The sequence below is a fragment of the Bradyrhizobium yuanmingense genome (assembly GCF_029167105.1).
GTDB lineage: Bacteria > Pseudomonadota > Alphaproteobacteria > Rhizobiales > Xanthobacteraceae > Bradyrhizobium > Bradyrhizobium yuanmingense_A.
In genome coordinates, this window is sequence record NZ_JARFML010000013.1 from 191,565 (window position 1) to 218,303 (window position 26,739).

General features: G+C 61.5%; 27 protein-coding genes and 1 pseudogene. 13 read left to right on the forward strand and 15 right to left on the reverse strand.

Annotated features, from left to right (window positions below):
* Window positions 1–269 precede the first annotated feature (269 nt).
* Together P0R31_RS19140 and P0R31_RS19145 are read left to right on the forward strand one after the other, a co-directional pair.
* A complete protein-coding gene (locus P0R31_RS19140) occupies window positions 270–1,595 on the forward strand; it encodes an NAD(P)/FAD-dependent oxidoreductase (protein ID WP_275515505.1) in 1,326 nt (441 codons plus the stop codon).
* 113 nt (window positions 1,596–1,708) lie between these two features.
* The gene (locus tag P0R31_RS19145) at window positions 1,709–2,185 is read left to right on the forward strand and encodes an Lrp/AsnC family transcriptional regulator (RefSeq protein WP_027544593.1); all 477 of its coding nucleotides are present in this window, start codon (window positions 1,709–1,711) and stop codon (window positions 2,183–2,185) included.
* Window positions 2,186–2,217: 32 nt separating this feature from the next.
* On the opposite strand, the gene P0R31_RS19150 is transcribed toward P0R31_RS19145, so the two are convergent.
* Window positions 2,218–3,594, reverse strand: a complete 1,377-nt coding sequence (locus P0R31_RS19150; protein ID WP_275515507.1) for an aspartate aminotransferase family protein — start codon at window positions 3,592–3,594, stop codon at window positions 2,218–2,220.
* Window positions 3,595–3,930: 336 nt separating this feature from the next.
* Here P0R31_RS19150 and P0R31_RS19155 point away from each other — a divergent pair, with 336 nt between their 5' ends.
* A complete protein-coding gene (locus tag P0R31_RS19155) occupies window positions 3,931–4,620 on the forward strand; it encodes a haloacid dehalogenase type II (protein ID WP_275515585.1) in 690 nt (229 codons plus the stop codon).
* Window positions 4,621–4,734: 114 nt separating this feature from the next.
* On the opposite strand, the gene P0R31_RS19160 is transcribed toward P0R31_RS19155, so the two are convergent.
* The 3 genes from P0R31_RS19160 to P0R31_RS19170 form a co-directional block, all read right to left on the reverse strand.
* The gene (locus P0R31_RS19160) at window positions 4,735–6,192 is read right to left on the reverse strand and encodes an NAD-dependent succinate-semialdehyde dehydrogenase (RefSeq protein WP_275515509.1); all 1,458 of its coding nucleotides are present in this window, start codon (window positions 6,190–6,192) and stop codon (window positions 4,735–4,737) included.
* Between the two features lie 211 nt (window positions 6,193–6,403).
* On the reverse strand, window positions 6,404–6,760 hold the full coding sequence (locus P0R31_RS19165; RefSeq protein ID WP_092252113.1) for a cupin domain-containing protein: 357 nt from the start codon (window positions 6,758–6,760) through the stop codon (window positions 6,404–6,406).
* A 13-nt stretch (window positions 6,761–6,773) separates the two neighbouring features.
* Window positions 6,774–7,697 carry a 2-hydroxyacid dehydrogenase gene (locus P0R31_RS19170; RefSeq protein WP_275515511.1) on the reverse strand — a complete coding sequence of 308 codons (924 nt, stop codon included), beginning with the start codon at window positions 7,695–7,697 and terminating at the stop codon, window positions 6,774–6,776.
* A 346-nt stretch (window positions 7,698–8,043) separates the two neighbouring features.
* Here P0R31_RS19170 and P0R31_RS19175 point away from each other — a divergent pair, with 346 nt between their 5' ends.
* The gene (locus P0R31_RS19175) at window positions 8,044–8,922 is read left to right on the forward strand and encodes a GNAT family N-acetyltransferase (protein WP_275515512.1); all 879 of its coding nucleotides are present in this window, start codon (window positions 8,044–8,046) and stop codon (window positions 8,920–8,922) included.
* 260 nt (window positions 8,923–9,182) lie between these two features.
* Here the strand turns inward: P0R31_RS19175 and P0R31_RS19180 are convergent, their stop codons facing one another.
* Window positions 9,183–10,085: a LysR family transcriptional regulator gene (locus tag P0R31_RS19180; protein WP_275515514.1), complete on the reverse strand. Its 903-nt coding sequence runs from the start codon at window positions 10,083–10,085 to the stop codon at window positions 9,183–9,185.
* Window positions 10,086–10,338: 253 nt separating this feature from the next.
* On the opposite strand from P0R31_RS19180, the gene P0R31_RS19185 reads away from it, so the two are divergent.
* The 4 genes from P0R31_RS19185 to P0R31_RS19200 are packed head-to-tail and all read left to right on the forward strand — an operon-like array spanning window position 10,339 to window position 13,763.
* Window positions 10,339–10,701, forward strand: coding sequence for a cupin domain-containing protein (locus P0R31_RS19185; RefSeq protein WP_275515586.1), 363 nt, complete (start codon window positions 10,339–10,341; stop codon window positions 10,699–10,701).
* Window positions 10,698–11,513 carry a cysteine hydrolase family protein gene (locus P0R31_RS19190; RefSeq protein ID WP_275515515.1) on the forward strand — a complete coding sequence of 272 codons (816 nt, stop codon included), beginning with the start codon at window positions 10,698–10,700 and terminating at the stop codon, window positions 11,511–11,513. The genes P0R31_RS19185 and P0R31_RS19190 overlap by 4 nt, the downstream gene beginning before the upstream one ends.
* Window positions 11,514–11,518: 5 nt before the next feature.
* A complete protein-coding gene (locus tag P0R31_RS19195; protein ID WP_275515516.1) occupies window positions 11,519–12,904 on the forward strand; it encodes an FAD-binding oxidoreductase in 1,386 nt (461 codons plus the stop codon).
* Window positions 12,905–12,917: 13 nt separating this feature from the next.
* Complete coding sequence (locus P0R31_RS19200; protein ID WP_275515517.1) at window positions 12,918–13,763, forward strand: alpha/beta hydrolase; 846 nt, start codon at window positions 12,918–12,920, stop codon at window positions 13,761–13,763.
* Here the strand turns inward: P0R31_RS19200 and P0R31_RS19205 are convergent, their stop codons facing one another.
* The gene (locus P0R31_RS19205) at window positions 13,764–14,558 is read right to left on the reverse strand and encodes a creatininase family protein (RefSeq protein ID WP_275515518.1); all 795 of its coding nucleotides are present in this window, start codon (window positions 14,556–14,558) and stop codon (window positions 13,764–13,766) included. It abuts the gene before it with no gap.
* A gap of 265 nt (window positions 14,559–14,823) precedes the next feature.
* Between P0R31_RS19205 and P0R31_RS19210 the strand changes: the two genes are divergently transcribed.
* The 5 genes from P0R31_RS19210 to P0R31_RS19230 all read left to right on the forward strand — a co-directional run bounded on the left by P0R31_RS19210 (window position 14,824) and on the right by P0R31_RS19230 (window position 19,955).
* Window positions 14,824–15,810 carry an ABC transporter substrate-binding protein gene (locus P0R31_RS19210; RefSeq protein ID WP_275515519.1) on the forward strand — a complete coding sequence of 329 codons (987 nt, stop codon included), beginning with the start codon at window positions 14,824–14,826 and terminating at the stop codon, window positions 15,808–15,810.
* Between the two features lie 64 nt (window positions 15,811–15,874).
* Window positions 15,875–16,723: an ABC transporter ATP-binding protein gene (locus P0R31_RS19215; RefSeq protein ID WP_275515520.1), complete on the forward strand. Its 849-nt coding sequence runs from the start codon at window positions 15,875–15,877 to the stop codon at window positions 16,721–16,723.
* Window positions 16,720–17,520: an ABC transporter permease gene (locus P0R31_RS19220; RefSeq protein WP_275515521.1), complete on the forward strand. Its 801-nt coding sequence runs from the start codon at window positions 16,720–16,722 to the stop codon at window positions 17,518–17,520. Before P0R31_RS19215 ends, P0R31_RS19220 begins: the two co-directional genes overlap by 4 nt.
* Entirely contained in the window at window positions 17,517–18,875 is a 1,359-nt protein-coding gene (locus P0R31_RS19225) for an amidohydrolase family protein (RefSeq protein ID WP_275515522.1), read from the forward strand. The genes P0R31_RS19220 and P0R31_RS19225 overlap by 4 nt, the downstream gene beginning before the upstream one ends.
* Window positions 18,876–18,893: 18 nt before the next feature.
* Entirely contained in the window at window positions 18,894–19,955 is a 1,062-nt protein-coding gene (locus tag P0R31_RS19230; RefSeq protein WP_275515524.1) for an aromatic ring-hydroxylating dioxygenase subunit alpha, read from the forward strand.
* A gap of 425 nt (window positions 19,956–20,380) precedes the next feature.
* Here the strand turns inward: P0R31_RS19230 and P0R31_RS19235 are convergent, their stop codons facing one another.
* From P0R31_RS19235 to P0R31_RS19275, 9 genes and pseudogenes are all read right to left on the reverse strand, one after another.
* Window positions 20,381–20,626 (reverse strand): hypothetical protein, encoded by a 246-nt coding sequence (locus P0R31_RS19235; protein WP_275515526.1) that lies wholly within the window; start codon window positions 20,624–20,626, stop codon window positions 20,381–20,383.
* Between the two features lie 150 nt (window positions 20,627–20,776).
* On the reverse strand, window positions 20,777–21,181 hold the full coding sequence (locus P0R31_RS19240; protein ID WP_275515528.1) for a hypothetical protein: 405 nt from the start codon (window positions 21,179–21,181) through the stop codon (window positions 20,777–20,779).
* Between the two features lie 11 nt (window positions 21,182–21,192).
* Window positions 21,193–21,374 (reverse strand): annotated as a pseudogene (locus tag P0R31_RS19245) (carboxymuconolactone decarboxylase family protein); the annotation flags it as partial.
* 87 nt (window positions 21,375–21,461) lie between these two features.
* Window positions 21,462–22,814, reverse strand: a complete 1,353-nt coding sequence (locus tag P0R31_RS19250; protein WP_275515529.1) for a metal-dependent hydrolase family protein — start codon at window positions 22,812–22,814, stop codon at window positions 21,462–21,464.
* A 149-nt stretch (window positions 22,815–22,963) separates the two neighbouring features.
* Window positions 22,964–23,227, reverse strand: a complete 264-nt coding sequence (locus tag P0R31_RS19255) for a PepSY domain-containing protein (RefSeq protein ID WP_275515530.1) — start codon at window positions 23,225–23,227, stop codon at window positions 22,964–22,966.
* Between the two features lie 184 nt (window positions 23,228–23,411).
* Window positions 23,412–24,047 (reverse strand): response regulator transcription factor, encoded by a 636-nt coding sequence (locus tag P0R31_RS19260; protein WP_275515532.1) that lies wholly within the window; start codon window positions 24,045–24,047, stop codon window positions 23,412–23,414.
* A gap of 164 nt (window positions 24,048–24,211) precedes the next feature.
* A complete protein-coding gene (locus P0R31_RS19265; RefSeq protein WP_275515533.1) occupies window positions 24,212–24,841 on the reverse strand; it encodes a response regulator transcription factor in 630 nt (209 codons plus the stop codon).
* A gap of 85 nt (window positions 24,842–24,926) precedes the next feature.
* Window positions 24,927–25,955, reverse strand: coding sequence for an ATP-binding protein (locus tag P0R31_RS19270; protein WP_275515534.1), 1,029 nt, complete (start codon window positions 25,953–25,955; stop codon window positions 24,927–24,929).
* A gap of 550 nt (window positions 25,956–26,505) precedes the next feature.
* Window positions 26,506–26,739 carry a hypothetical protein gene (locus P0R31_RS19275; protein WP_275515536.1) on the reverse strand — a complete coding sequence of 78 codons (234 nt, stop codon included), beginning with the start codon at window positions 26,737–26,739 and terminating at the stop codon, window positions 26,506–26,508.

Here is a 26,739-nt window from a genome sequence, read left to right on the forward strand (position 1 = left end):
CGAACTTCTGAAAACGAAGTCCGATTTGGCATTTCAATCTGCGCCGCCGGGCCTGTCGTGACCCCCTGTCAGGAAGGCGCGCGACGGATCGCAGGAACACGTGCATCAGTCTCGCCGCCTGCAAGCTGCGACGCAAGCAAGGTATTTTCGCAATATTAGCCTGCGTCAAAGGCAGTAAACCGCAGGATATTCGGTCTCACGACGAAAGTCCGCGGGGGCTGCCGCAATTCCTCGGTTACGCTACGGCGACCACCGGAGATCCCTGTCGGATGAGCGCGCCGCTCCTGCATATCGAATCCAGTCCGTCCCTTCCTCGTGAAGCGGACGTCGTCGTCGTCGGCGGTGGTGTCGTAGGCGTGTTCACAAGCTACTATCTCGCGCGTAGCGGCCTCAAGGTTGCCTTGCTCGAGAAGGGCCGCGTCGCCGCCGAGCAGTCCAGCCGCAACTGGGGATGGTGCCGCCAACAGAACCGCGACGCACGCGAGCTGCCGCTTGCGACCAAGAGCCTCGATCTCTGGGAACGAGTTGCCCAGGAAACGGGTGAAGACACGGGCTTTCGCCGCTGCGGCCTGTTGTATTTGTCGAACGACGAGAATGAGCTGGCGGGCTGGGCCAAGTGGGGGGACTTCGCCAGGACCGTTGGCGTCACGACGCATATGTTGAGCTCGGAAGAGGCGAGCGGTCGGGGCAAGGCGACGGGGCGTAAGTGGAAGGGCGGCGTCTTCTCACCGACAGACGGGACGGCGGACACTTCAAAAGCCGTCCCCATCGCCGCGCGTGCGATCATGGCGGCAGGCGGTACTGTGCACCAGCTCTGCGCCGCGCGCGGCATCGAGCTCAGCGCCGGTCGGGTCAGCGGGGTGGTGACCGAGGCCGGCACGATCCGGACGAAAACGGTGGTGATGGCGGGAGGCGCGTGGGCTTCTTCGTTCTGCAACCAGCTTGGAATTCGTTTCCCTCAGGCATCGGTGCGCCAATCCATTCTCGCCGTGGCTCCTGGCGCAGCAGGCCTGCCTGATGCCCTGCACACTGCGCAGCTGTCGCTCACACGGCGCGGCAACGGCGGATACACGCTCGCCATCAGCGGGCGCGCGCGAGTCGATCCGACGCCGCAGCAGGTCAGGTTCGGCCGCGAATTCCTCCCCATGTTCGCCCGCCGCTGGCGAAGCCTCAGCCCCGGGGCCTTCGAGGGCATGCGGCAAGGCCACGAATCCCTGGCGAAATGGAGGCTCGATGAGGTGACCCCGATGGAGCTGAACCGAACGCTCAATCCCCGCCCCGACATGAGGCAGATTCGGCTGACGCATCGACGCGCGTGCGAGCTTGTCCCCGAGCTACGGCCCCTCGCCATCTCAAGCGTCTGGGCCGGCTACATCGACAGCACACCGGACGGCATTCCGGCAATCGGCGAAGTTGAATCCATTCCAGGCTTCATCCTCGCGGCGGGGTTCAGTGGCCACGGCTTCGGGATCGGGCCCGGCACCGGGCACATGATCGCCGACATCATCACCGGTCGGGCACCGATCGTCGACCCGCGCCCCTACAGGCCGGAACGGCTGAGAATGAGCGCCTGGGGCAAGGTCAGCGAGTTCTGAATTGCAGTTTCCGCCTCGTTGGGAAAAGCTGCTGGTTGATGCTATGAAGATGCATATGACGCTGAAGACTCAAAGCCCCGACGCCGTTGTCGGCCCCATCTGATGGCATTGCTATGAAGCTCGATAAGATCGACATCAGGATTTTATGCGAACTGCAGAAGAACGGGCGCATTTCCAACGTCGAGCTCGCAGAGCTGATAAATCTTTCGCCGAGCCCGTGCCTAATGCGCGTCAAGAGGCTCCAGACGGAGGGCTTCATCACCGGCTATTCCGCCCAGATCGATGTTGCCAAGCTCGGACAAACTCTGACGGTCTTCGCTGAAATCACCTTGAAAAATCACCGGCAGATCGATTTCGCTCGCTTTCTCACGACGATCGAAAAGATCGATTCGGTCGTCGAATGCCATCTGGTTTCGGGCGGGTACGACTATCTCGTCAAGTTCATCACCGCGGGGATCAGCGAATATCAGGCTGTCATGGAACGCCTGGTCGAGATGGATATCGGTATCGACAAGTACTTCAGTTTCGTCGTGCTGAAGTCCCCGATCGTGAAATCCCATCTTCCGCTCGAAAGCATCTTCAATGGCTAAGAACTAAGACAACGGCGCCGGCAGCGCGGTGATCATCCCTTCATCGCCGCACGGACGTCCTTGTCTTCGAGCGTTTGGTCGAGCGTAGTCTTTGTCCGCTCAATAATGCCATCGATGTCGTCATCGGTGCAGCACAGCGGCGGCGCATAGCCCAGCACGCCTTGCGCAAAAGCGCGGATCACGAGACCATTGTCCCATGCGCGGTCGAAGATGCGGCGCGCCGCGTCGGCTTCCGCCGGCAGAGGCGTCTTGAGCTCCTTGTCAGTCACAAGCTCGATAGCAGCCAGCATGCCGCGACCGCGGACATCGCCGACGAGCGGATGATCGGCAAGCGCGCGAAGACCTTGCATCAGGCGATGCCCGGCCTTCCGGCCGTTTTCCAGCAAGCCGTTTTCATAGAGATCAAGGCACGCGAGCCCAACGGCTGCACTGACGGGATGCGCGGAATAGGTGTAGCCGTGGCCGACGGCCGCCTTGCCGGCGCCGTCGGCAATCGTGTTGTAGACGCCGTCGGACATGAGAACGGCCCCCATCGGCACGTACCCCGAGGTCAGCCCCTTTGCCGTGGTCATGAGATCCGGCACGACATCATCTTCCTCGCAGGCAAAGAGCGGACCGACACGGCCAAAGCCGGTGATGACCTCATCGGCCACGAACAGAATATCGTGCTCCTTGCAGACCGCATGCATGGCCTTGAGCCAGGACGGCGGCGGAACGAGGACACCTCCTGACCCCTGTATCGGCTCGACATAGAAGGCGGCGACGCGTTCGGCGCCGAGTTCGGCGATCTTCGCCCGCAAGGCCGCGACCGACGCCGCAATGATAGCCTGGGGATGCGAACCGACAGGGTTGCGATAGGCGTAGTGGGACGGAATTTTGTGCTGCCAGTTGTATGGCACTCCAAAGCCCGTATGAAAGGCCGGCAGCGCAGTCAGGCCAGACCCTGCCGTCGATGATCCGTGGTAGCCAGACTCCACGGAAATGAACTGGTCCTTCTGCGGCCTCCCTTTGGCATGATAGTAGTACCTGATGAACCGGATTGTACTGTCGACGGCATCGGAGCCACCCAGCGTGAAGTAGACATGGTTCAGATCGCCAGGCGCCAACTCAGCCAACCTGGCCGCCAGCCGGATCGCCGGGTCCGAGCCCAAACCGAAATAGCCTGTCGCATAAGGCAGCTCCTGCAGCTGTCGCGTAGCCGCTTCTACGATGCTGTCCTGTCCGTAGCCGGCATTGACACACCACAGACCCGCAAAGCCGTCCAGCAATTGACGTCCCGAGACATCGGTCAGCGTCGCGCCCTTGCCTGACTTCAGCACGCGGACGCCCGTCGCCTCGTGGCTGCGATAAGAAGAGACCGGGTGAATCAGATGCGCGCGATCGAGCTCAACTAGCGAGTTTCTCAACATATTGTCCTCCAGGTCGGCCGCGATGTTTGTGCGAACAGCCCGTTGTGTCCGGGCTCAACATAAGTTGCCGAAGACAGCACTTGCTCCCAGGCATGACACGGACGGAGGGCGTTTTGACTTTGATTGGGCACCACTGCGGCATGTTATGCCGGCATGGTGCGGCGACGGCATCGAGGCTAACCGGGAGAGCCGTCGTCGCGCAACTCTCTGCCACGGCTCCGATGCGATACGACACAATCTGCTCCCGACCACCGCGACATCGGCGCTTTATCTCGTCGGCTGCTCGCTATGGTGCGTGTCGTACCGGCAAGCGGTGCGAGATCAAGGATTGGAGCTATGGCGACATTCAGACCGAAATACATCACCTTCGACTGCTACGGCACGCTGACCAATTTCGACATGGCCGGCGCCGCGACCCGAGTCTACGGCTCGGAGGTTTCTGCTGCGGCGATGGCAAAGCTCATCAAGGACTTTTCAGCCTACCGTCTGGACGAGGTTCTCGGCGCGTGGAAACCGTATTTCGAGGTCGTGCACAACGCGCTGGAGCGCGCCTGCAAACGCAATGGTGTGGTCTTTAAGCCGGAGCATGCCCAGCGCATCAATGAAGAGATCCACACATGGGGTCCACATCCGGACGTCCCGGCTGGCCTGGCCAAGGTTGCCAAGGAGATCCCGCTGGTCATCTTGTCGAACTCCATGAAGAACCTCATCATGTCCAACGTGGAGAAGCTCGGCGCTCCCTTCCACACGGTCATCACGGCCGAGGAGACTGGCGCCTACAAGCCGCACATGAAAGGCTTCGAATACATGTTCGACAAGCTGGACTGCGGCCCGGAAGATATCACTCACGTCTCCTCCTCGTTCCGCTACGATCTGATGACCGCCTACGATCTGGGTATCAAGAGCAAGGTGTGGGTGAACCGCGGTCACGAGCCGGCGAACCCCTTCTATGAATACACCGAGGTCTCAGGCATCGGCGGCTTGGCTGCCGCAGTCGGCCTGGAGCCTCTTCGCAAAATCGCCTGAGCGCAGTTCTTTCGGGATCTCTCGCCGCGCTTCAGTAATAGAGATCTGCGCTGGTCAAGGAAAAGGGGGCGGTTCAGCCGCCCCCCTTTTCTTTGTTTCAGATCCGATGGACGCTCAGTCCAGGCCACCGACATGGAGAGCCTTGCTCTCGAGATATTCTTCGATCCCGAGCTGAGATCCCTCGCGTCCCAGTCCCGACTGTTTGACACCGCCGAAAGGCGCGACCTCCGTCGAGATCAGACCGGTGTTCAGGCCGACCATGCCGAACTCCAATGCCTCGGCAACACGCCAGGAACGCTTCAGGTTCTCAGTGTAGAAATACGCCGCCAGGCCGTATGGCGTGCCGTTGGCGATCGCAATCGCCTCGTCCTCGGTCTCAAAGCGGAAAAGCGGTGCGACCGGCCCAAAGGTCTCCTCCGAAGCCAGGAGCATCTCAGTCGTCGCGCCACCGAGCACGAGAGGCCGGGCATATTGCCGACCTTCCGGCACCGCCTCACTCTCCGAGATGATCTTTGCGCCCTTGTCCAGGGCGTCCGTGACGTGCCGCCTGATCTTCTCGATCGCAGCGCCATTGATCATCGGCCCGATTGCGACCCCCTCTTCGGTGCCGGCGCCGACCTTCATTTTCGCGACCTTGCTGGCGAGCTTCTGTGCAAAGGCATCGTAGATGCCAGATTGCACCAGAATGCGATTGCAGCAAACGCAAGTCTGTCCGCCGTTGCGGAATTTAGATGCAATCGCGCCCTCGACGGCGCGGTCGATATCGGCATCATCGAAGACGATGAACGGCGCATTGCCGCCGAGCTCGAGGCTGAGCCGCTTGATGTTGTCGGCAGCGCCCTTCATCAGCAACGCGCCGATGCGGGTCGATCCCGTGAACGAGATCTTGCGGACGGTCTCATTGGCCATCAGCTCCTTGCCAATGTCCGCCGGCATGCCCGTCACGATGTTGATCACGCCCGGTGGAATTCCTGCCCGCTCCGCCAGCACACCGATCGCGAGGGCCGAAAACGGCGTGAATTCGGAGGGCTTGATGACGACGGTGCAGCCCGCGGCAAGCGCAGGCGCCACTTTGCGTGTAATCATCGCGTTGGGGAAATTCCAGGGCGTAATGATCCCGCAGACGCCGACCGGCTCTTTCATAACCAGAATGCGGCGATCGATCGTGGGTGACGGGATCGTCGATCCGTTGATCCGGCGCGCCTCTTCCGCAAACCATTTGACGAAGGAGGCCCCATAGCGGATTTCGCCAAGCGATTCCGCCAGTGGCTTACCCTGCTCCAGCGTGAGCAGAAGAGCCAAATCCTGCTCATGGTGTCGCATGAGCTCGTACCAGCGCTCCAGCAGCGCTGCCCGCTCTGCATGGGCCTTGGTCCTCCAATGCTTGAACGCGTCGGCCGCAGCGTTGATGGCAGCCCTGGTCTCCTCGCACCCCATATCCGGGATGGTGCCAAGAACTTGCTGGCTGGCAGGATCGACGACATCAACCGTTGCCTTCGCACTCGCGTCGCGCCAGTGGCCGCCGATCAGTCCCTGCTGGCGAAACAGATCCTTGTCTTTCAATGCAACCATGTATTTGTTCCCTTACCCTTGGGGTCAAACCGCCATCACTGCTGGATATGCGATTGGCGAGACAAAGCGGTCTCAACCGAGCGATACAGCACCGCACGCCGCATTTTTCATCGAGAAGGAAGCGTCTGATGGCGTCGAATCCGGTCAGACGGGATCTCGAAAGTCGATTGTTCTGGCCGTCGTTCAGTGACGCCGCCGTCAGGCACCGTGCTCAGTCATAATGGCAGACATAAATCTTTCGCACGGTCTCGATCGTGCGCCAGACCCCGACAAAGCCCGGCTTCATCACAAAGCTGTCGCCGGCGCGGAAAGTCTTCGTCTCGCCACCCTTTTCCTCGATTTCGATAAGACCCGAGATGATGTGGCAGAACTCGAAGGTGGTGCCCTTGATCGAATGGGTCTCGCCGGGAGTTGCCTCCCAGACGCCCGTCAGCACTTTCTCACCCTTCGAGGCGTCCTGCGCCCAGGTCTTGAAGGATGGATTGCCCGAAATGAGCCGTTCCGGATCCGGCACGGCCTTCTTCGGTACAAAATCCGGATTGGTGTCGATGGCAATCAAAAGTGACATGGCATCTTTCCTGTTAGTAGCCGAGCGTTCGATCGACGAGGCCGATCGGATTTCGTCCGGCGCGGTGGCGCCGGATGTTCTCTATGACGGATTGCGCGGCCGTATGCGGCTGCGTCACGGACGCGATATGCGGCGTGATGATTACCTTCGGATGCGACCAGAGCGCATGGGCTTCCGGCAGCGGCTCGGGATCGGTCACGTCGAGCATCGCTGCGGCGAGGCCCCCGCTGTCGAGTGCTTCGATGAGTGCGCCCTGGTCAAGCTGCGGACCGCGGCCGACATGAAGCAGCCTTGCTCCAGCCGGCAGGAGAGAGAACAGCTGTGCGTTCAAGATGCCGCTTGTTTGCTCCGTCAGGGGCAGGAGACAGACGAGGATATCGGCTCCTCGCAGGAAGTCGCCAAGCTGACCATCGCCGTGGAAGCAGGCGACGCCCTCGATCTTCTTGTTGCTGCGGCTCCACGCGGCAAGCGGAAATCCAAACGGCTTGAGGCGATCAATCGCAGCTTGCGCCAACATGCCGAGGCCCAGAAAGCCGACGCGCCGATCGGCCGCCTGGGGCGTTGCAAGAGCCTGCCACAGTCGTCTTCCCTGTTGCTCCCGATAGGCAAGCATCTCGCGATGGAGTGTCAGCACCCCAAGCACGACATACTCCTGCATCATGCGTATGATGCCATCCTCGACCATGCGCACGAGCCTGACGTGGCCAGGTATGGTCTCTGGCTTGAACTGGTCGACCCCGGCGCCGATGGAAAAGAGCATTTCCAGATTTCGAAAGCGCGAGACGTCGTCTGGCGCGTTCCAGGTTATTAGGTACCGTATCTTTTCCGGCTCGAAGCATTCGCTGGAATGATAGAACCCGAGATCAGGGAGCTCGCGCGCAAAGGCCTGCCGGAAAATAGCCGCCCGAGCAGCATCGGAATTGAAAAGGAGCGCCATCGACGTGGTCCTCTCAGGTCCCCGCACGGGATTCGGCGCGTTGAGACCGGCTTGGCCGGCCACCGAGGGCTGGAAAGGCGGCGAGCCCTCCAGCGAAGCCTTCAACGTTCACTGGGGCTCACCCTGCGTGCTGTTGCCGGATATCGATAGGCGGCAACCAGTAGCTTTCCCTGCTGATTCGAGTTGCACTGGCGGCGAAACATTCCGAATACCGCCTGCCAAACAGGCGAAACCTGCTGGCGTTCCGCGCTATGCTGCTGCAAAAGAGGGCTTGTGCGGCACGCAGCAGAAGGCCGGGGGGCATAGGCCGCAGGCTTTGAGCCCCGCAAAGGAATGGATGAGCTAAATGGGACGAACGGTACGCGTGAAGTCCTTTGAACTGGTGGCCAAGGACATCAACGACGTTGATGTGAAGCTGCTCCACGCGCTTTCGATCGGTGTCGGCTGGCCGCATCGCCCCAAGGACTGGGATTTCCTGCGCCGCGCCGGCCACGGCATCGTCGCCGTTGATGGCATAGACCGCGTTTTCGGCAGCGCGATGTGGTTCCCTTATAGCCAGGAATTCGCGACGATCGGCCTGGTGATCACATCGCCCCGAACCCAGGCACAAGGTACTGGCCGCTGGCTCATGGAACAGGTTTTCGAGCGGTGTGGCGACCGAAATTTGGCCCTCAACTCAACCCATGCCGCCTATCACCTGTATCTGTCGCTGGGGTTCACGAAGGAAGCCACCGCATATATGTGGCAGGGAGAACTCGTCTCACCACCTCCGCCGGTGCCGGCTCTCGACGGTGAATTGACTTCACTGTCCACGGCGAGCATCGGAGAGATCGCGGCACTGGATGAACGCGCCTTTGGAACTAACCGGCAGAAGCTGCTCGCATTGCTTTCCGAAGGCGCGTCAATCTCCGTCTTGCGCCGCGACGGAGAGGCCGTCGGTTTTTCGATGAAGCGCGAATTCGGGCGCGGTCATGTGATCGGCCCGATCGTCGCCAGCAACGATTGTGACGCGATCCATCTCACCGCCGTGCATCTGAGGGATCTCGCGGGACAATTCGTCCGCGTCGATACGCGGGAGCAGACGGGTCTGTTTGCCGACTTCCTTCAACAGAGCCGCCTCGCGATCACCGAGACCGTCACGACGATGTCTAAGGGCCGGCCATTCCTGAACCGCAAGGAAAATGAGCCATGGGTGTACGGGCTGGCCGGTCACGCATTGAGCTGAGGCTATGAAGCGAGCTCGGTAAGAACGGGTGCCAACGGTGCCGATCGCGACCCTACAGAGATGGGCCGTGGCCAGGGCGACCAGCAGATGGACGAGTCGCTCGCGAAACGGACCCAAGCGCACGAAATCCCGCGTGCACACGCCACCCGCAAAACGTGCATTAGAAAGATCGAGGGTATCGCGTACGGCGCTATACCCATCCGGACTGAGGATAACTCGCGCGCGCCCGGTACACTCGCTGTCTGACGACGCCCGGTCGCTCACGCCGCGGCCTCGCGCATCATCGCCTTCAGCATTTCCGCGAGCACGCTGGCGATCGCGCTCGTCCCGCGCTCGTGGCCGATCAGCATGAGCGTCTGCGTCTCGTGCGCCAGCTCGCGCACCGGCACGTAAACAAGGCGGCCGACGCGCCGCTCGAACTCGATGTCGAACGGCGTAAGAAAGGTGATGCCATTATCAAGAATGGCGGCGTGGCGCATGATTTCAATGGCGTTGGTTTCGATGATCGGCAGCGGTTCCAGCGAAGCTTTCGCAAATGCCGAATCGAGGTAAGGCCGGATCACGGTCGATGCGTCGGCAATCACCAGCGGATAGTCGACGCAGTCGCCGAGCCGGATCTGGTTGCGCTTGGCGAGCGGATGGCTCGGCGCCATCACCGCGCCGAGCTTGCCGGCGGCGCGAGCCAGCACCTTCAAATGACTGCCGCGGGTGAAATCGAAGCCGATGCCGAGGTCGGCCTCGCCGCTGGCGACGGCGGATTGTATGTCCTCGCCGGTGGTCAGCAACGTCAGGCAGAGCCGTACCCGGGGGTTGGACGCGCGAAACTGCTTGACCGTGCCGGGCACGAGGTTCGAGGCGAGACCGCTCATCATCGCCACCGTGATCTCGCCCCGGCGCAAACCTTTCAGTTCCTCGATCTTGCCCTGGGCGCGGGTCAATTCCTTCAGAGTCTGGCGAATGTGGCCGACGAGCACCTCACCCGCCGCAGTCAGAATCAGCTTGCGCGGCAGCCGTTGGAAAATTGGCGTGCCGAGCTCGGTTTCAAGCGCAAGAATCTGGCGACTGATGGCGGAGGCTGCGACGTTAAGATGGCTCGCAGCCTTGCGGATCGAACCGCTGCGCGCGACCTCGTCCACATAGGTCAACAGGCGGCTGTGTAGCATCCCCTTGCTCCTGCTTGGAAAAGCGCCTCGCTCCGACGGACGCTGTGACGTTGCCAAAAAGGCAACGATGATTGCGAAATAAAGCGCTTTTGTGCAAGCCCTTTGGCGTGCTGAATCCGTCGTGGCTCGTCGCGTACGCCTCACGCCGCCGAACCGACCGCAATCAGGAGTTACCTCTATGGCGTTCAGCGTCGAAAACCTCGCTCAGTCCAAGGCCTTTCGCATCGCGCCGACGGACACCAACTATTTTGTGATGCTGTTCGACCATGAGAGTGACCGGATCGACAATATCTTCGTCATCGAGATCTTCCGGCCGGGCGGCGCGACACCGCCCAACGAACACGCAGCCGCGCACGAATTCTTCCATGTGCTGCACGGCGAAGGCATAGCGCGCTGCGACGGCAAGACAGTGCCGATAAGAAAGGGCGACTCGCTGCTGCTACATCCCGGCTCCGAGCACGTGATCGAGAACACCGGGGCCGGCAAGCTGTATTGCCTGACGGTGATGACACCGAACGAAGGCTTTGCCGAATTGATCCGCGGCGGCGAACCGATCGAGGTCGAGGCCGACGACATCGCCGTGTTGCAGGGACGCGAGGTGGCAGGTCAACGATGAGCAATATTCGTCTCCAATCGGTCGATGACCTCCTGCCGCTCGGTGCCAGCGCGCGCAACCGCTGGTCGGTTTCGGCGAGCCAGGCAAACCTCGTGCGGCCGCCGGTCGAGCCCCAGCCGGTAACGATCGATGCCGGTGCCAAGTTTGTGACCTTCGATCTCGCACGCACCGCCGTCATCGTCATCGACATGCAGAACGACTTCTGCCATCCGGACGGCTGGCTCGCCCACATCGGCGTCGACGTGACACCGGCGCGTGCGCCGATCGCACCGCTGCAACGGTTGTTGCCGGTGATGCGCGGTATCGACGTTCCGGTGATCTGGCTCAACTGGGGCAACCGTCCCGATCGGCTCAACCTCAGTCCGGCTCTGCTGCATGTCTACAAGCCGTCCGGCACGGGTGTCGGCCTCGGCGATCGGTTGCCCGGCTCCGGTGCGCGGGTGCTGGAACGCGGCAGTTGGTCGGCCTCGATCGTCGAGGAACTGACCGTCGAGCCCACGGACATCCATGTCGCCAAGTATCGCATGTCGGGCTTCCGGGACACCGAACTCGATAGCATCCTGCGCAACCTCAATGTTACGACGCTGTTGTTCGCCGGAGTCAACGCCGACCAGTGCGTGCTTTGCACGCTGCAGGATGCCAACTTCCACGGCTACGACTGCATGCTGCTGCGCGACTGCGCCGCCACCACATCGCCGGACTACTGCATGGCTGCGACCGTCTACAACGTAAACCAATGCTTCGGCTTCGTGCTGGAATCTTCCGTCCTTACCACTGCCCTGGCCAGCCGCCGGCCGCGATCGCCGAGGTAAGCGCCATGAACGATCTCACGCTCTTCAACGCCGAATCCAACCGGCATCCATCGGCGGATAGACTGGCACCGCTCCTCGCCGATCTCGGCGATATCCCGGTCGTAACCGATCCCGTCGTCGTGCGCCGACGCTCGCGCGATTTCTTCTGGTACAGCCCGGTCCTCAACGAACAGCTCAACGACAAGTCGGCCGATCTGATCGTTTCGCCACGCGACGAGGCCGATGTCGTTCGCGTCGTCGCGGCCTGCGTACGTCACCGGGTGCCGCTGACGGTACGGGCTGGCGGTACCGGCAATTATGGCCAGGCCGTGCCGCTCGCCGGCGGCGTGCTGCTCGATATCACCGCGCTCGACACGATCGAATGGATCAAACCCGGACAGATCCGTGTCGGCGCCGGCGCCAAAATGAATGCGATCGACGCCGCTACACGGCCCTCCGGCTATGAGCTGCGGATGCATCCCTCGACCAAGCGTACCGCGACCATCGGCGGTTTCGTCGCCGGCGGATCCGGCGGCATCGGCTCGATCATCTATGGCGGCTTGCGCGAGCCTGGCAATATCCTCGCCGCGCGCATCGTCACCATGGAGCCGGAGCCCCGCATCATCGAACTGCGCGACGACGCGGCGCAGAAGATCAACCGTGCCTATGGCACCACGGGCATCGTCACCGCCCTCGAAATGCCGCTGGCGCCGGCGCAGCCATGGATCGATGTGGTCGTCGCTTTCGACGATTTCCTGGCCGCGGTCGAATTCGGCCGGGAGGCCGCGCTGTCCGACGGCATTGTCAAGAAGCTGCTGTCGCCCATCACATGGCCGCTGCCGTCGTATTTTGGCGCACTCAAATCCTGCTGTCCCGAGGGCAAGAGCATCGTGATCGCGATGATCGCCGAAGGCTCGCTGGAAAACTTCAGGAGTCTCCTCGGCGATCGCGGTACCATCACCCTGGAGATGCCGACCGACGACGGCCCCGGCAAGGTGCCACTGTATGAATACACCTGGAATCATACCACCCTGCAGGTGCTCAAGAACGACCGCACCGTGACCTATCTGCAATGCCTGTACCCTCATGACCGGCTCCTGCAGAAGGTCGAGGAGATGCGCGCGATGTTCCCGGGCGAAGTACTGCAGCACCTCGAGTTCATCCGCTTTAACGGCCAGTTGACCTGCAGCGGCCTGCCGGTGGTGCGGTACACCGATGCGGAGCGGCTGAACGAGATCATCCGCCTCCACGAGGCGCGCGAGGTTTTTATCGCCAATCCGCATGTGTACACCGTCGAGGATGGCAGCCGCTACAAGCGCGTCGATGTCGATCAGCTGGGATTCAAGCACGAAGTCGATCCCTACGGCCTGCTCAATCCCGGCAAGATGCGCAGCTTCGTGGCGGAGCGGTGACGGATACATCACGATGACGACGGTATTCGGCGAGACGAACTGGCGGTCGATGAACCAGGAGCAGCGCGACCTCGGCCTCAACAACAGCGCCGCCGTCGCGGGGAGCGCCGAACTCGTCGCGAGCTGGGAGCAGCGTTCCGCCGCCGTGCGGGCTAGGCATTTCGCGCATCTCGACCTGAGATACGGCCCACGCGACCGCAATCGGACCGATTTCCTCAAAGCCGCCGACGGCGGGCCGACGCTGGTGCTGATCCACGGCGGCTACTGGCAGATGCGCTCGAAGGAAACGGTCACCTGGTTCGCCGAGGGACCGATGGCGCACGGCATCAATGTCGCGCTGATCGGCTACACTCTGGCGCCAGAGGCGACCATGGACGAGATAGTCGCCGAGATCCATCGGGCGCTCGACGTCCTAGTGGACCAGCTGCCCGCGCTCGGCGGCGATCCTCGCCGCATTGTCGTATCCGGCTGGTCGGCAGGCGGACATCTGGCGACGATGGCGCTGTCGCATCCGCGCGTGAAGGCGGGCATCGCGATCAGCGGCATCTTCGATCTCGAACCGATCCGCCACAGCTTTCTCAACGTCAAGCTCAAGCTCGACGAAGCGGCGTCGCGGCGCAATTCGCCGCTGCTGCACCCAGGAGGCCCTTCGGCGCCGCTGGCGCTGGTGGTCGGCGCGGCCGAACTGCCGATGCTGCGCCAGCAGACCGCCGACATGGCCGCGCACCGCGCTGTCAACGGATTGCCGGTGAGCTATGAGGAAATTCCTGGTGCCAACCACTTCTCGGTCATGCTCGCGCTGGGCTCGCCGACGGGACGGATCACTACCCTGATCCGGCAGCTATTCGAGCGCGGCTGATCAGCGCGGCAACTTCACCGCCTTCACGTCGCATAGCAGCTTGATGAATTGCCCTGAGGCGTGCTCGGCGGTGAGACGGCCCTTGTCGGCGGTGGCCTTGTGCGCTTCGCCAACCGCGCCGTCAGGATTGAGATCGCCGGCGATCCAGGCATAGGCAATGAACCCGGTCGGCCTGAGGTGATCGAAGGCCGCTTCGTCGTCCTCGGCAACGGACGGGAAATCCTGCGCGCGCGCCATGTCGACCAGCTCCGGCCGGAAATGCAGCATCAGCGAAGTCTCGAAGTCACCGCCGTGAATGCCGAACTTCAGCTCGCGCTCACTGTAGAGGCCAGCCGGCTTGCCGAGGCGCGACCAGGCAGATTTGACCACCAGCATGTCGGCGCGCACCCGCAGTTCGCGCGCGACGATGCCCATCACCTCGTCGTTGCCGCCGTGCGAGTTGACGATCACGAGTTTCCGCACGCCGGCGCGCGCGACCGACATTCCGAGTTCGGTCCAGGCCTCGATCAGCGTCGCCGCCGGCAAAGTCAGGGTACCGCGCATCCGCAGATGCTCGTTGGATTTTCCGACCTGCTGGATCGGCAGGATCCGGATGTCGAGATCATCGGGCAGACGATCGATCAGCGTCTCGAGCATGCCACGGTTGATCGCCGCGTCGACGCCGACCGGCAGATGCGGCCCGTGCTGCTCGATGGCGGCGATCGGCAGGATGGCGATGGTGCTCGCCGGATCGAGGCCTTCGAATTCATGCGAGGCATATTCGTCCCACCAGACCCGGCGGCGCGGCTTGTTCATGTTGGATTCCTTTTCACGCAGCACCGCGCCGTTGCGGCGCGTACGACCATGATGTCCGACTATGACATCGCCGAGCCGTTGACAATGGTGCAAGCCGAGGCGCGATACCGCTTTTTGTGCGTTGCCTAAAAGGCAACGTATGTCTCGAATCAAAATGCTTCCGGATGACAGACGCTGCGTGCATCTTTTGCGTGCCGGGAACGCTGCCACCGGGATTCCGCCTTCCATTGGAATTCCATCCGATCGAGATCACACCGAGGTTGCCATGAACGCCATCATGACCATCGTGTCCCGCGCCCTGCTCGCCACCGCAGCCTGCCTTGCCCTCGTCGTCCCCTCGGCCGCCGCCGACAAGGTGACCTTTCTGACAAGCTGGTTCGCCCAGGCCGAGCATGGCGGCTTCTACCAGGCCAAGGCAACCGGGCTTTACGAAAAGGCCGGGCTCGACGTCACCATCAAGATGGGTGGCCCCCAGGTGAATGGATCGCAGCTCCTGCTGGCCGGCCAGACCGACTTCCTGATGGGCTATGACATCCAGGTGCTGAAAGGCCGCGAACAGGGACTGCCACTGGTGACGGTGGCGTCCTCATTCCAGTTCGATCTGCAAGGCATCATGGCCCATGACGATGTGGCGGATCTCTCCGCCTTGAAAGGCAAGCCGATCCTGATTTCCGGTTCGTCGCGGACCACGTTCTGGCCGTGGCTGCGTGCCAAATACGGCTTCACTGACGATCAGATCCGCCCGTATACGTTCAACCTGCAACCGTTCTTTGCCGACCCCACGGTGTCGCAGCAGTCCTATCTCTCGTCCGAACCGTTCCAAGCGCAACAGCAGGGCGTGAAGGCAAAATTCTTCCTGTTCGCCGACGGTGGCTATCCGCCCTACGGCTCGACGATCGTGACGACGGAGAAGATGCTCGCCGACAAACCCGATGTGGTGGCGCGCTTCGTCAAGACATCGCTTGAGGGCTGGCGGGACTATTTCAGAAACCCGGAGCCGGCCAACGCCTTGATCAAGGCCGACAACCCGAAAATGACCGACGCCCAGATTGCATTCGCGATCGACAAACTGAAGCAGACCAAAGCGCTTGACGGCGGCGACGCCGCCGCCGGCGGGATCGGCATCATCACGGCGGCGCGATGGAAGCAGACCTATGACTTCCTGGTCGCGGCCAACCTGCTCGACCCTAAGACCGAATGGCAAAAAGCGTTCACCGATCGCTTCGTCAAGGATCTAAAGGTCGCCTTCTAGTACAGGCGCCGAGGCACGCAGCTTGCAACGATCCAACAATCACTACACCACGAAGAAGCCAGTCATGAATGCTCCCTTGCCCAGCGGTCCCCTGGACGCGCACACCGCGGGCCGCGCAGCCGATCGTCCGCCGGCGGTCGAGGTGCTGTCCGCGGAAAAGGTTTTCGCCAACGGCACCCAAGGTCTGGCACCGATCGACCTCACGATCGCCGAGGGTGAATTCCTCACGTTGATCGGCCCGTCCGGCTGCGGCAAGAGCACGCTGCTCAAGCTGATCGCCAATTTGATCCAGCCCTCGGACGGTCGGATTTTGTGGTGGCGCGGCGATTTCGGACAGGTCGGCCAGGACGGCCGCAGGCTCGCCTTCGTATTTCAGGAGCCGACCCTGATGCCCTGGGCGCGGGTCGATACCAATGTGCGGCTGCCGCTCGACCTCGCAGACGTGCCACGCGGCAAGGCCGATCCGCGGGTCAGCGACGCCATCGCCCGGGTCGGCCTCTCGGCATTTGCGCGGCATTACCCGCGCCAGCTCTCCGGAGGCATGAAAATGCGGGTGTCGATCGCACGGGCACTGGTCACCGAGCCCAACCTGCTGTTGATGGACGAGCCATTCGGCGCGCTCGATGAATTCACCCGCAATAAACTCGACGACGACCTGATCAAATTGTGGTGGGAACGCAAGCTGACCACGGCTTTCGTCACCCACTCGATCTATGAAGCGGTGTTCCTGTCGACGCGGATCGTGGTGCTGGCCGCCAACCCCGGCCGCATCTTCCGCACCATGACCATCGATGAACCGCAACCGCGCACTCAGGGATTTCGCGACAGCGCCCGGTTCGCCGCATACTGCCGCGAACTGTCGACCTGGCTTTCCGAAGCGTCGTTGCCGTCGGCATCGGGAGCTACGCCATGAAGCCGCTGTTGCAATCAGAGACCTTCGTACGCATCGCGGCCCCGCTCGCCGTCGGCGTGGCGATGATTGCCATCTGGGAAATCGGCTGCCGCCTCGGTTCGATTCCGGTCTACCTGTTTCCGAAGCCGAGCGACATCTTCGCCAGCCTGATCAAGAATGGGCCCTCGCTGCTGCGCGCGCTGCTGATCACCTTGCGCATTACCCTGCAGGCGTTCGCCGCTGCCGTTGTGCTTGGGACGCTGATCGCCTTCACGTTTGTGCAAAGCCGCGTCATCGAGGTCAGCCTGTTTCCCTATGCGGTGCTGCTGCAGGTGACGCCGATCGTGGCGATCGCGCCGCTGATCATCATCCTGGTCAAGAACACGCAGATCTCACTGACGGTGTGCGCGACGCTGGTGGCGCTGTTTCCCATCATCTCCAACACTACCCTCGGCCTGCGCAGCGTCGATCCCGGGCTCGCCAACTATTTCCGCATGAACCGGGCCAGCCGATTGAAAACTTTGGTGCGGCTGCGGATTCCCGGCGCTCTACCATACTTCTTCGGCGGACTGCGCATTTCCTGCGGGCTCGCGCTGATCGGCGCTGTCGTCGCCGAGTTCGTCGCCGGCACCGGCGGCCGCTCATCGGGACTGGCCTATGAGATTCTCGATGCCGGATTCCAGTTGGACATTCCCAGGATGTTTGCCGCACTGTTCCTGATCACCGTTACTGGCGTGTTGCTGTTCGGCGCGATGGTGGGACTGTCCAAGCTCGCCCTGTCAAACTGGCACGAGAGCGAGCTTGGAACCGAAACATGAGCGCATTGCTGATCGAGAATGCCGAGGGGATTTTCACCGGCCTTCCCGGCGAAGCGATGCGCGCCCACGGATCGATCCGGATCCGCGACGGTGTCATCATGGCGATCGGCGCACTCACGGCGGAGGCCGGTGAACGCCGGCTGGATGCCTCCGGCTGCGTGATCTATCCTGGATTGATCTCGACCCACCATCACCTGTTCCAGAGCGTCTTGAAGGGGGTGCAGACTGGCATCAATCAGCCGCTCGCCGGCTGGCTGCGGTCCGTGCCCTATGCTTACTGGTCGAAGATCGACGAGGAGGCGCTGGCGGTCGCAGCCCGGATTGGCCTCGCCGAGCTTCTGCTGTCCGGCACCACGACCGTCGCCGATCACCATTATCTTTTTAGCGATACCTATCGGTTCGATCCGGCGGCGGTGATCTTCGAAGTCGCCCGCAGCCTCGGCCTGCGCCTGGTGCTCTGCCGCGGCGGCGGCACCAAGACGAGCCACGTCGGCGGCGGCGACGGAGCGCCGACGCCGGTCGAACCGCTCGAGCGCATGCTGGCCTCGGTCGAAACCTGCGCCCAACGTTTCCATGATCCCTCTCCGGCCGGGCTCACCAAGGTCGCGATGGCGCCGACCACGCCGACCTGGTCACTGGAGCCGGGCGAGCTTCGTGAAGTGATTGCCGCGGCGCGGCGCATGAAGCTGCGGCTGCACAGCCACCTGTCGGAGACGTCGGACTACGTCGACTTCTGCATGTCGGTGCATGGCAAGCGCCCGGTGCACTGGCTTGCCGACCACGACTGGCTCGGTCCCGATATCTGGTACGCGCACATGGTGCATCTCGACGGTGACGAGGTGAAGATTCTCGCCGAGACCGGCACCGGCATGGCCCACTGCCCGCAGTCGAACTGCCGGCTCGGCTCCGGTGTCGCGCCGGCCGACTCGCTCGCGGCGCTAGGCGGCGCGGTGTCGCTCGGCGTCGACGGTGCAGCGTCGAACGAGGCCGCCGACATGGTCTGCGAGATGCACAGCGCCTGGCACACCCATCGTGCGGTGAAAGGCGCGAATGCCGTCACCGCCGAAGATGTCGTGCACTGGGCCACAGCCGGCGGCGCGCGGGTGCTCGGCCTGCCGCAGGTCGGCAGGCTTGCGCCCGGCCAGCAGGCGGACATCGCCGTGTTTGATCTCGACCAGCCGCGCCACTTCGGCATGCATGATCTCCTGATCGCGCCGGTGACCTGCGGTGGCGGCCGTGTTCGCCATCTGCTGATTGGCGGGCGGACCGTCGTCGACGACGGCACCATCCCCGGCCTCGACCTTGCACGACTTCGATCCGACGCGGCGCGCGTCGTGACGCGCATCGCCGCCTGAACTTTTGGGAGACACCTCATGCTGGCCACCAAACAACCGGTGCTTCGCCGCTTCTGGTACGCGATTATGCCAATCGAACAACTCGAACGCGGGCCGCAGCCGTTCACGCTGCTCGGTGAGCCGATCGTGCTGTTTCTCGACGCCAAGGGCGAACCCGCGGCACTGGAGGATCGCTGCTGCCATCGCACTGCAAAACTCTCCAAGGGCTGGTGCCGCAACGGCAACATCGTTTGCGGCTATCACGGCTGGGAATACGACCGCGACGGCAAGCTGGTGATGATCCCGCAGTTTCCGTTCGAGCAACCGATCCCCGACGCCAAGGCGCGCGCGTTCCACACGAAAACGCGCTACGGCTATGTCTGGGTTGCGCTGGACGAGCCGCTGCGCGACGTTCCCGACATTCCAGAGGACAGCGATCCCGCCTATCGCCGCATCTTCCAGTTCTACGACACCTGGAACACGGCGGCGCTGCGGCTGATGGAGAACTCGTTCGACAACGCTCATTTCGCCTTCGTGCATAAGAACACGTTCGGCGATATCGATCAGCCGCGGCCGGAGAAATACGAAATCGTCGAGACCGATTACGGCTTCGAGGCAGAAACCATCGTCACCGTCAAAAACCCGCCGATCGCGGCTAAGATCTCCGGCACGACAGAGCCCTATACAAAGCGGCACATGCGCAACAAATGGTTCATGCCGTTCTGCCGCCGGCTCGACATGGAATATCCCTCCGGCATCCGGCATATCATCTTTAACTGCGCAACGCCGATCGCCGACGGCAAGATCCAGGTGGTGCAGCTGCTGTTCCGCAACGACACCGAGGCGGACTGCTCGACGCAGGAACTGATCGATTGGGATGCCGCAATTATCGCAGAAGATCGGGACATCCTGGAATCGACCGACCCGGACGCGATCGTCGATATGGGCCGCAAGATCGAGAAGCACATGCCGTCCGATCGTCCCGGCATGTTGATGCGCAAGCGCCTGCTCGAGCTGCTGCACGAGCATGACGAGGAAGAGGTTCCGAATCCGATGGCCATGAACGCCGGTGCGCTGGAGCGGAGTCATCTGGCGGTGTAGTCAAATACTCGTTGCCTTGTACGCCGACAATGGAAAGCAGTGGCGATTGGAGCGCGCTTCCACATTTTGCATGCTAGCAAATAGCTCCAAGCATCGCCGTACTGCTTATCATTCCCCCGGGCATTTTGGGAAAACTGTCGCCGAGCCAACGCATCGACGCGCAAATACTCGATGCCGCCCGCATCCACTATAAAGCCTGCTCACATTGGCTGTGATGGGATTTTTCTTGATCTCGCGGTGCACACATTGTGCAGACGCGGCCTTCTAACCAATTGAAAAACTTAAACTCTCGCTCCAATCCATCATGGGTAAGCTTGGGCTAGCTAGAGTAATCGATATCCAGTTGGAGCCAAGTAGCGAAAGGTTTGTGCATCACCCTCGGAGAGAAGCTCGACAAGCAGGCGGCGCGTGGTCCTCCCGCCGTCCTAGGAATGAGCCGGCCGGGACGGCGCCACATCCAAGCGAACCGCGATCCGGCCAGATCCGGACTCGGCTTCCGGATAAAGTATCATGACGAGCAGATCGTGACGTGGAACGATGTGGTCCGCACTGGGCGCCGCGGCGCGCAGCCTGTCGTAGCCCACGAGCATGTCGCCGACATGAAAGGCCGTCGTGAACGGCCGTTCGCTGGTGATGTTCTCGTAAAAATGATTGACGTCGTAAGCGAGCACGACGGGGCCGCGGCGGGTGTTGACGCGGACGAATTGCAGCCCGGCGAAGTGTCCACCGCCGCATAAAACGTCAGCCCGGGCGCGATCTCGGCATCGCCGTCATAGAACAGCACCCGGCGCGCGTAGTTCAGCCGCAAGATGCCGCAGATATCATCGACCTCCAAGGAATGCGACAGCCCTGGGTGTTGCATGTAGCGGCGGGTGGCGTAGGCGAGTTCGCGCTCCTGGAGATGAAACCGCGCGTTCGGAAAGCGGTCGAAATTCCCGGCATGGTCGTAGTAGAAGATGGGTGAGGATCACGTCCTTGACGTCGGCGGGGTCGATATCGAAGGCGCACAGTGTCTCCACGGGCAGCGCCGGAAAGTCCGCCTGCGCTGCCGGGCGATTTCCGCGTTGAAGCCGGTGTCGATAACGAAGCAGCGCCCGCCTCCCGGCGCCAGCCACATGAAATAGTCCATCGGCATCGGCCGGGTCGCCGCCGATGAAGTGCTCGCTGCGCTGGGCATCGCGCGTGGCGTGGCGGATGGCGAAGAGCTCGTAATCCGGGGTCGCCATGGGAAAGGCGCTCAGGAGCCGGCCGCGTCGACCTCGTTGAAGGCCTCGCGCGCATTGCGGAAGGCATCGATGCCGGCGGGCACGCCGCAATAGACTGCGACCTGGAGCAGGATCTCCTTGATCTCCTCCTTGGTCAGCCATTCTTGAAGGCGCCCGTGACGTGCAACTTCAATTCGTGCGACTGGTTTAGCGCCTTGCATCGCGAGATTCACGATCGGCGGTGTCACGGACACGTGCTTCGCGGCAGCTCGAAGCGCCCCGCTATACAAGAATAAGCGCGCTATTGTGCCAACGCATTCTTGTAGATCGTTCCGTCCTTCATGATAACGATGAACTTCGTCGGGTCGCCGACAAGATCGATATTCTCCAGTGGATTTCCTTCGACCAAAAGCAGATCGGCCAGAGCGCCGTGCTCCACAACGCCAATCTTTCCCGGATAGGGATTGCGTTTGCCGGATAGAGCCAGCAATTCACCGTTCGTAGAAGTTGCCATAATGAGCACTTCGGCGGGGCTAAACCAACGCGCAAGTGAGGCCAGAATGGCGCCTTGGCGCCGCGCCAAGGTGCGTGAAAACAGGACATCCGTGCCCCACGCCGTCTTGATCTTGTACTTTTTCGCTAGCTCATAGGTTCGAGCAATGCCAGGCCAGATCTCTTCTGCCTTGGCGCGCTGGGCAGAGCCGATCGGGAAGTTCAATCTCAACTCTTCGGGAAGCGGCTGCATGCTCAACCAGATGCCCTTCTCGGCCATCAACTTTGCCGTTGGTTCATCCATTCGCATCCCATGCTCGATACAAGTCACACCGGCGCTGATTGCCCGCTGGATAGCCGCCGGCGTAAACGCATGCGCGGCAACATAGGTCCCCCAGTTCTCAGCCGCTTCAACGGCAGCTCTCAGCTCTGCCTCTGTGAATGTTGACACGTCGATAGGGCTGAAAGGGGAGGAAACTCCGCCGCCAGCGGTTAACTTGATCTGAGAAGCACCTTGCATCAGTTGCTCGCGCACTCTTAGGCGCACTTCGTCGGGACTGTCCGCAACCATGGCTCCGCCGACCTGCTCCATCCGGGTCAGCATACCGCCGATCGTCCGTGGCAGATCGGTCAGCTCGCGAAAGTCTCCATGCCCGCTTGTGACGGTAATCATAGCGCCCGACGGATAGATGCGCGGCCCCTCGACGACCCCGCCGTCGATCGCTTTCTTGAGGCCGAACACCGGGCCGCCCACATCGCGGACCGTGGTGAAGCCACGCATAAGTGTGTCAGTTGCTTCACGGGCCGCAACCAGATTATTGTAACCGACGTCACCCATGGATTCTGCTGGACTCACCGCGACCAGCATCGCGTGCCAGTGCGCATCAATCAAACCTGGCATCAGAGTGCGACCACCCCCTGCAACAACGAGGACATCGGCACGGCGATCGATTGAAACCGGGACGGTCGAGATGCTTTCGATCACATTACCCCTGATCAGAACATTGGAGGGTGCCGAGAGTGCCGTGCTCTTGCCGTCAAAGATACGGACATTCTCGAAAAGAGTGATGTCGGACCTTTGCTGCGCACCACTTGACTGAGGGAAAGTCGACAGGAGTGCAACTACTCCTGAAAATATGGTTTTCTGCCATCCGATGTCCATCTGAAGAACCCTCTGTTGCTTTTTGGGCCACGCCTGATTCTGATCGTCACCTCAATGTCGGGGATTGTCGCCACCGAGAACCCGGCCGCCGCATCCGCCCTCATCGCGGAAGGCCGTCGCGGCGCTTTCTCCCTCAAGAGCCGTACGATCTAGCGATCAGGCCTTGCAGATATGATCTCGCCCGTCTTGGGGTCGGCGTGAAACTTCATCCTCTGAGCATCTTTGATTCCTTCGCCTTCCCAACGACCGTCATCGGCTTCGATCTTGCTGACCAGCGTAAAGCCCGACTTGAGAACCTTCTCGATGACCTGCTGGATTGGCATCCAGTCAGCCCCCGGCCGATCAGCATGCGCGACGCTAGCGGCAACTGCCGACAGAACGGCTGCGAAAACAACAGGTGCGCTCCTGTTCATACGAACCTCCTTGCAGCGGGTGCTGACAAGTCTGGCAGCATTGCGGAGTCGAGACACTCCCAAATTTAGCCTAGGGCGCTAAGGGATAAATACCGACACAGCGGCAGCATGCGGCCCAAACTGGAGACAGTCGATGTCCCTCGGATCACGCATCTGGCGAAACATCTTCGGCCCGCGGTGCCCCTCACGGCGCCACCAGTTTCTTGCGGATGGCGTAACGGACGAGTTCAGCGGTCGACGACATCCCCAGCTTGCGCATCGCCGAAGCGCGATGGGTCTCGACGGTCTTCACGCTCAACTGCAAAATGGCGCTTATGGACCTGTTGGTATGTCCCTCAGCTATCAGTTGGACTACGCTCTGCTCGCGCGAGGTGAGCAATATATCCGACTTATTCGACTTGTTGAGCTGGTAGTCGTGGAGCAATTTCTCCAGCAACACGCTGGTGAAATAAGGTCTGCGATCCAGCAGCGCTTCGACGGCGGACAGCAGGTGTTTCCTCGCATCCGATTTGAACAAGAAGCCACGGACACCCGCCAGAATGGCGTCGGTCAGCAGCTCTTCGTTTTCATGCATCGTCAGAATCAGCACTTCGCTGCGCAAACGAAGTGACTTCAATCGGCGACTGACCTCCAGCCCGTTCATGAGGGGCATCGAATAGTCGACGATCACCACGTCCGGCTTTGTCTCCAGCGCCAATGCGACGGCCTGCTCACCATTCGTTGCTTCACCGACAACGATCCAGTCAGAGCGCGTATCGACGATTGCGCGCAGCCCTGAACGCACAATTTCATGATCATCCGCAATCAAGATGCGTTTCACGGCATCGTTCTCCTATCCGACCGCAATCGGCGGAGACCATCGGCATCAGAACAGTCGAGCGATCATACCGATCGCGGGCTGAAGCATTATCCTGCAAAACCCCGAGATGGCCGGGGCGAATGTACCGACGTGGCCGCGGGCCAAGCAGCCCCAGGAAGGCATTGTCATACCTCGACCAGCTGCGCGCGGACGGCGTATCGGACCAGCCCTGCGGTCGAGCTCACGTCCAGCTTGCGCATCGCAGCGGCCCGATGAGCTTCAGTGGTCTTGACGCTGAGGTTGAGGATCGCGCTGATGCCCTTATTGCTGTAGCCCTCTGCAACCAGCTTAACGACGAGTTGCTCGCGCGGCGTGAGCCCCGGATGCTTGTCTGCTTTGCTGCCAGATCCGCCGCTCAGCTCGTTCCGGCACTTTTCGGTACAGAACCGCTTGTGCGCCAGAAGAGAATCGACGGCCGCCATCAGCAATCTGTTTGCGTCCGACTTCGCCAGGAAAGCGCGCGCACCGGCTTCAAATGCCTGCTGGGCGAGTAGACCGGATTCATGCACCGTGAAAATCAGAACCTCGGTCTGCAGCGGATACTCCCTGATCCGCCGCGCGACCTCCAGTCCGGTCATTCGCGGCATGGAAAAATCGACGATTGCCACGTGAGGCCGGCTTTCGATCGCCGCTGTCAGCGCCTTGCTGCCGTCGTTCGCCTCGGCGACCACTTCCCAATCCGCTCGTTGTTCGAGCACCGCGCGCAAACCCGAGCGTACCGCTTCGTGATCGTCTGCTATGAGAATGCGCTTCATGGCGAGCACTCCTGTCGCTACTCGGCTGCCGGGGCCGAAACGAGCTCGTTTCCGCCCGCCACCGGTGACTAGTGTTTTTCTTCCCTCAGTGGGTGCCTGCGGGGGCCCTCACGACAGTGGCGTCCTTTCGCCGGTTTCTGCTGTTCCCGACCAATGCATGCGGAAAGACTGCGCACAGAACGGTGCCGGAACGATGCGCTGCCGGATCGGAGCGGATCTCCAGCGAACCTCCGATCTGCTCAAGTCTTGCTCTCATGGCTGGAATTCCCACGCCGGCCGATATCGCCTGGTTCGTGCGGCCGGCCTGAAGCCCGCGCCCGTTGTCACTGACGGTCAGTCGAAAATGGCCGCCGGCCCTCTGGATGACGATGCTCACTTCCGTCGCCCTTGCATGGCGGAATACGTTCGTGAGCGCTTCCTGAACGACCCGAAGCAATGAGCGCTGCTTCTCGTAGGGCAGTCGATCGACACCAGACACGATCCTGGTCGTGACCCGCAACGACGTACGCGCCGCGAATCCATCGGCATAATGCTCGATCGTGTCCTTGAGCCCGTCGTCTGTCAGATTTTGCGGGTGCAGCAGGTAGGCAAAGGCGCGGATTTCCCTGAGCGCCTCGTCGATCGACGCGTCGATCTCATCGCAGAGACGCGCGGCCCCGACCTGATCGCCCATGGTCTGTCGGATTCGCATCAGGCCAAGGCTCGCGGCAATCAGATGCTGGCACGTCGAGTCGTGCAGATCAGATGCAATCCGTTGCTGGATCTCTTCCTGAATGGACAGCAAATTGACGCTCGCCTGCGCAAGCGAGCGTTCAGCACCGTTATGGAAAGGTCCTTTGTCTAGGATGCGGTGGCTGCCGATCAACCGGACCGCACCATCGGCCACGGCATCCATGATCGGAACAACGGTCGTTTCCATGTTCTGTCGCTCGCCGCCAAACGAAAGGGAATGGCCAATCCTGACCTCCGTTCCTTCTGCCAGACACGCGCGGAGAGCTTCGCTGACGGCTCTGGCGTCATCGCTGCCGAGGCAGTTGGAAACGTCCATCTCGCGGATGTCTTCCGACGTGACGCCGAGACGAAGCTCGAACGCCGGATTGATCCCCTCATACACGAAGTGCCCTCCAAACGAAGGGCGTGCTGCAAAAAGCAGATCGGGTGAGAAGACCCAGTAAAGGCGATCGCAGGTTTCTTCCGAGCCGGGTCTTTCTTGCGAGCCGAGTCTTTCTTGCGAGCCAAGTCGCAACCACCCTCTGACATTGGTTCCACTCGACTCACAGGCGGGCGAGCTATGTGATTTCACGGTACGCACTCACTATCAGCGGTGACGCCCGACATTGAAGCTCAGCATATTGAAGCTCAATACATTGAAGGAGGATCGAGAGTCCCCTCCCTGCCCCGCCGGCGAGTATCCATCAACGGATCGGCAGACGCACGCCCTTGGGTCGGCAGAGTATACACCGTCAGGTTGCTTACACCACCAGGTAGTGTTGCTGACGGAATAAAATCTTGCATCGGTGAGACGACATCGGGAGGGATCGGATGCGCAGTTTTTGCCGGATTATCCCGCTGCAATTCAAATATGGCGCAACAGATACTCAAGCGCAGCAAATAGCCTTCACGATCGCACCGAGGCGATCGCACCATGCGGGGGACGCGATGTGCTAACGGCTCATGGCGCCGCTCGTGCTCGACTTCTGCTTCTTTCCCTTCTTGGCGTTTGGAGCTGCCTGTTGCGGCGGCGCGATCACCAGCGGATGAGACGGCACCCGTAGCCGCTGTGTGCCGGCATCGTCCCTCAGTGCATTTGTATCCAGACGCTGGCTCCGGTCTGCAGAGTCGCGCGGGTCCGCGGCGGCGGATGCTGCCGTCAAACTGACAATGATTCCGATCAGCAC

What these genes read in the sequence shown, in the direction of transcription:
- P0R31_RS19140 (WP_275515505.1), top strand. Translation starts at nt 270, where the DNA reads ATGAGCGCGCCGCTCCTGCATATCGAATCCAGTCCGTCCCTTCCTCGT.
- P0R31_RS19145 (WP_027544593.1), top strand. Translation starts at nt 1,709, where the DNA reads ATGAAGCTCGATAAGATCGACATCAGGATTTTATGCGAACTGCAGAAG.
- P0R31_RS19150 (WP_275515507.1), bottom strand. Translation starts at nt 3,594, where the DNA reads ATGTTGAGAAACTCGCTAGTTGAGCTCGATCGCGCGCATCTGATTCAC.
- P0R31_RS19155 (WP_275515585.1), top strand. Translation starts at nt 3,931, where the DNA reads ATGGCGACATTCAGACCGAAATACATCACCTTCGACTGCTACGGCACG.
- P0R31_RS19160 (WP_275515509.1), bottom strand. Translation starts at nt 6,192, where the DNA reads ATGGTTGCATTGAAAGACAAGGATCTGTTTCGCCAGCAGGGACTGATC.
- P0R31_RS19165 (WP_092252113.1), bottom strand. Translation starts at nt 6,760, where the DNA reads ATGTCACTTTTGATTGCCATCGACACCAATCCGGATTTTGTACCGAAG.
- P0R31_RS19170 (WP_275515511.1), bottom strand. Translation starts at nt 7,697, where the DNA reads ATGGCGCTCCTTTTCAATTCCGATGCTGCTCGGGCGGCTATTTTCCGG.
- P0R31_RS19175 (WP_275515512.1), top strand. Translation starts at nt 8,044, where the DNA reads ATGGGACGAACGGTACGCGTGAAGTCCTTTGAACTGGTGGCCAAGGAC.
- P0R31_RS19180 (WP_275515514.1), bottom strand. Translation starts at nt 10,085, where the DNA reads ATGCTACACAGCCGCCTGTTGACCTATGTGGACGAGGTCGCGCGCAGC.
- P0R31_RS19185 (WP_275515586.1), top strand. Translation starts at nt 10,339, where the DNA reads ATGCTGTTCGACCATGAGAGTGACCGGATCGACAATATCTTCGTCATC.
- P0R31_RS19190 (WP_275515515.1), top strand. Translation starts at nt 10,698, where the DNA reads ATGAGCAATATTCGTCTCCAATCGGTCGATGACCTCCTGCCGCTCGGT.
- P0R31_RS19195 (WP_275515516.1), top strand. Translation starts at nt 11,519, where the DNA reads ATGAACGATCTCACGCTCTTCAACGCCGAATCCAACCGGCATCCATCG.
- P0R31_RS19200 (WP_275515517.1), top strand. Translation starts at nt 12,918, where the DNA reads ATGACGACGGTATTCGGCGAGACGAACTGGCGGTCGATGAACCAGGAG.
- P0R31_RS19205 (WP_275515518.1), bottom strand. Translation starts at nt 14,558, where the DNA reads ATGAACAAGCCGCGCCGCCGGGTCTGGTGGGACGAATATGCCTCGCAT.
- P0R31_RS19210 (WP_275515519.1), top strand. Translation starts at nt 14,824, where the DNA reads ATGAACGCCATCATGACCATCGTGTCCCGCGCCCTGCTCGCCACCGCA.
- P0R31_RS19215 (WP_275515520.1), top strand. Translation starts at nt 15,875, where the DNA reads ATGAATGCTCCCTTGCCCAGCGGTCCCCTGGACGCGCACACCGCGGGC.
- P0R31_RS19220 (WP_275515521.1), top strand. Translation starts at nt 16,720, where the DNA reads ATGAAGCCGCTGTTGCAATCAGAGACCTTCGTACGCATCGCGGCCCCG.
- P0R31_RS19225 (WP_275515522.1), top strand. Translation starts at nt 17,517, where the DNA reads ATGAGCGCATTGCTGATCGAGAATGCCGAGGGGATTTTCACCGGCCTT.
- P0R31_RS19230 (WP_275515524.1), top strand. Translation starts at nt 18,894, where the DNA reads ATGCTGGCCACCAAACAACCGGTGCTTCGCCGCTTCTGGTACGCGATT.
- P0R31_RS19240 (WP_275515528.1), bottom strand. Translation starts at nt 21,181, where the DNA reads ATGGCGACCCCGGATTACGAGCTCTTCGCCATCCGCCACGCCACGCGC.
- P0R31_RS19250 (WP_275515529.1), bottom strand. Translation starts at nt 22,814, where the DNA reads ATGGACATCGGATGGCAGAAAACCATATTTTCAGGAGTAGTTGCACTC.
- P0R31_RS19255 (WP_275515530.1), bottom strand. Translation starts at nt 23,227, where the DNA reads ATGAACAGGAGCGCACCTGTTGTTTTCGCAGCCGTTCTGTCGGCAGTT.
- P0R31_RS19265 (WP_275515533.1), bottom strand. Translation starts at nt 24,841, where the DNA reads ATGAAGCGCATTCTCATAGCAGACGATCACGAAGCGGTACGCTCGGGT.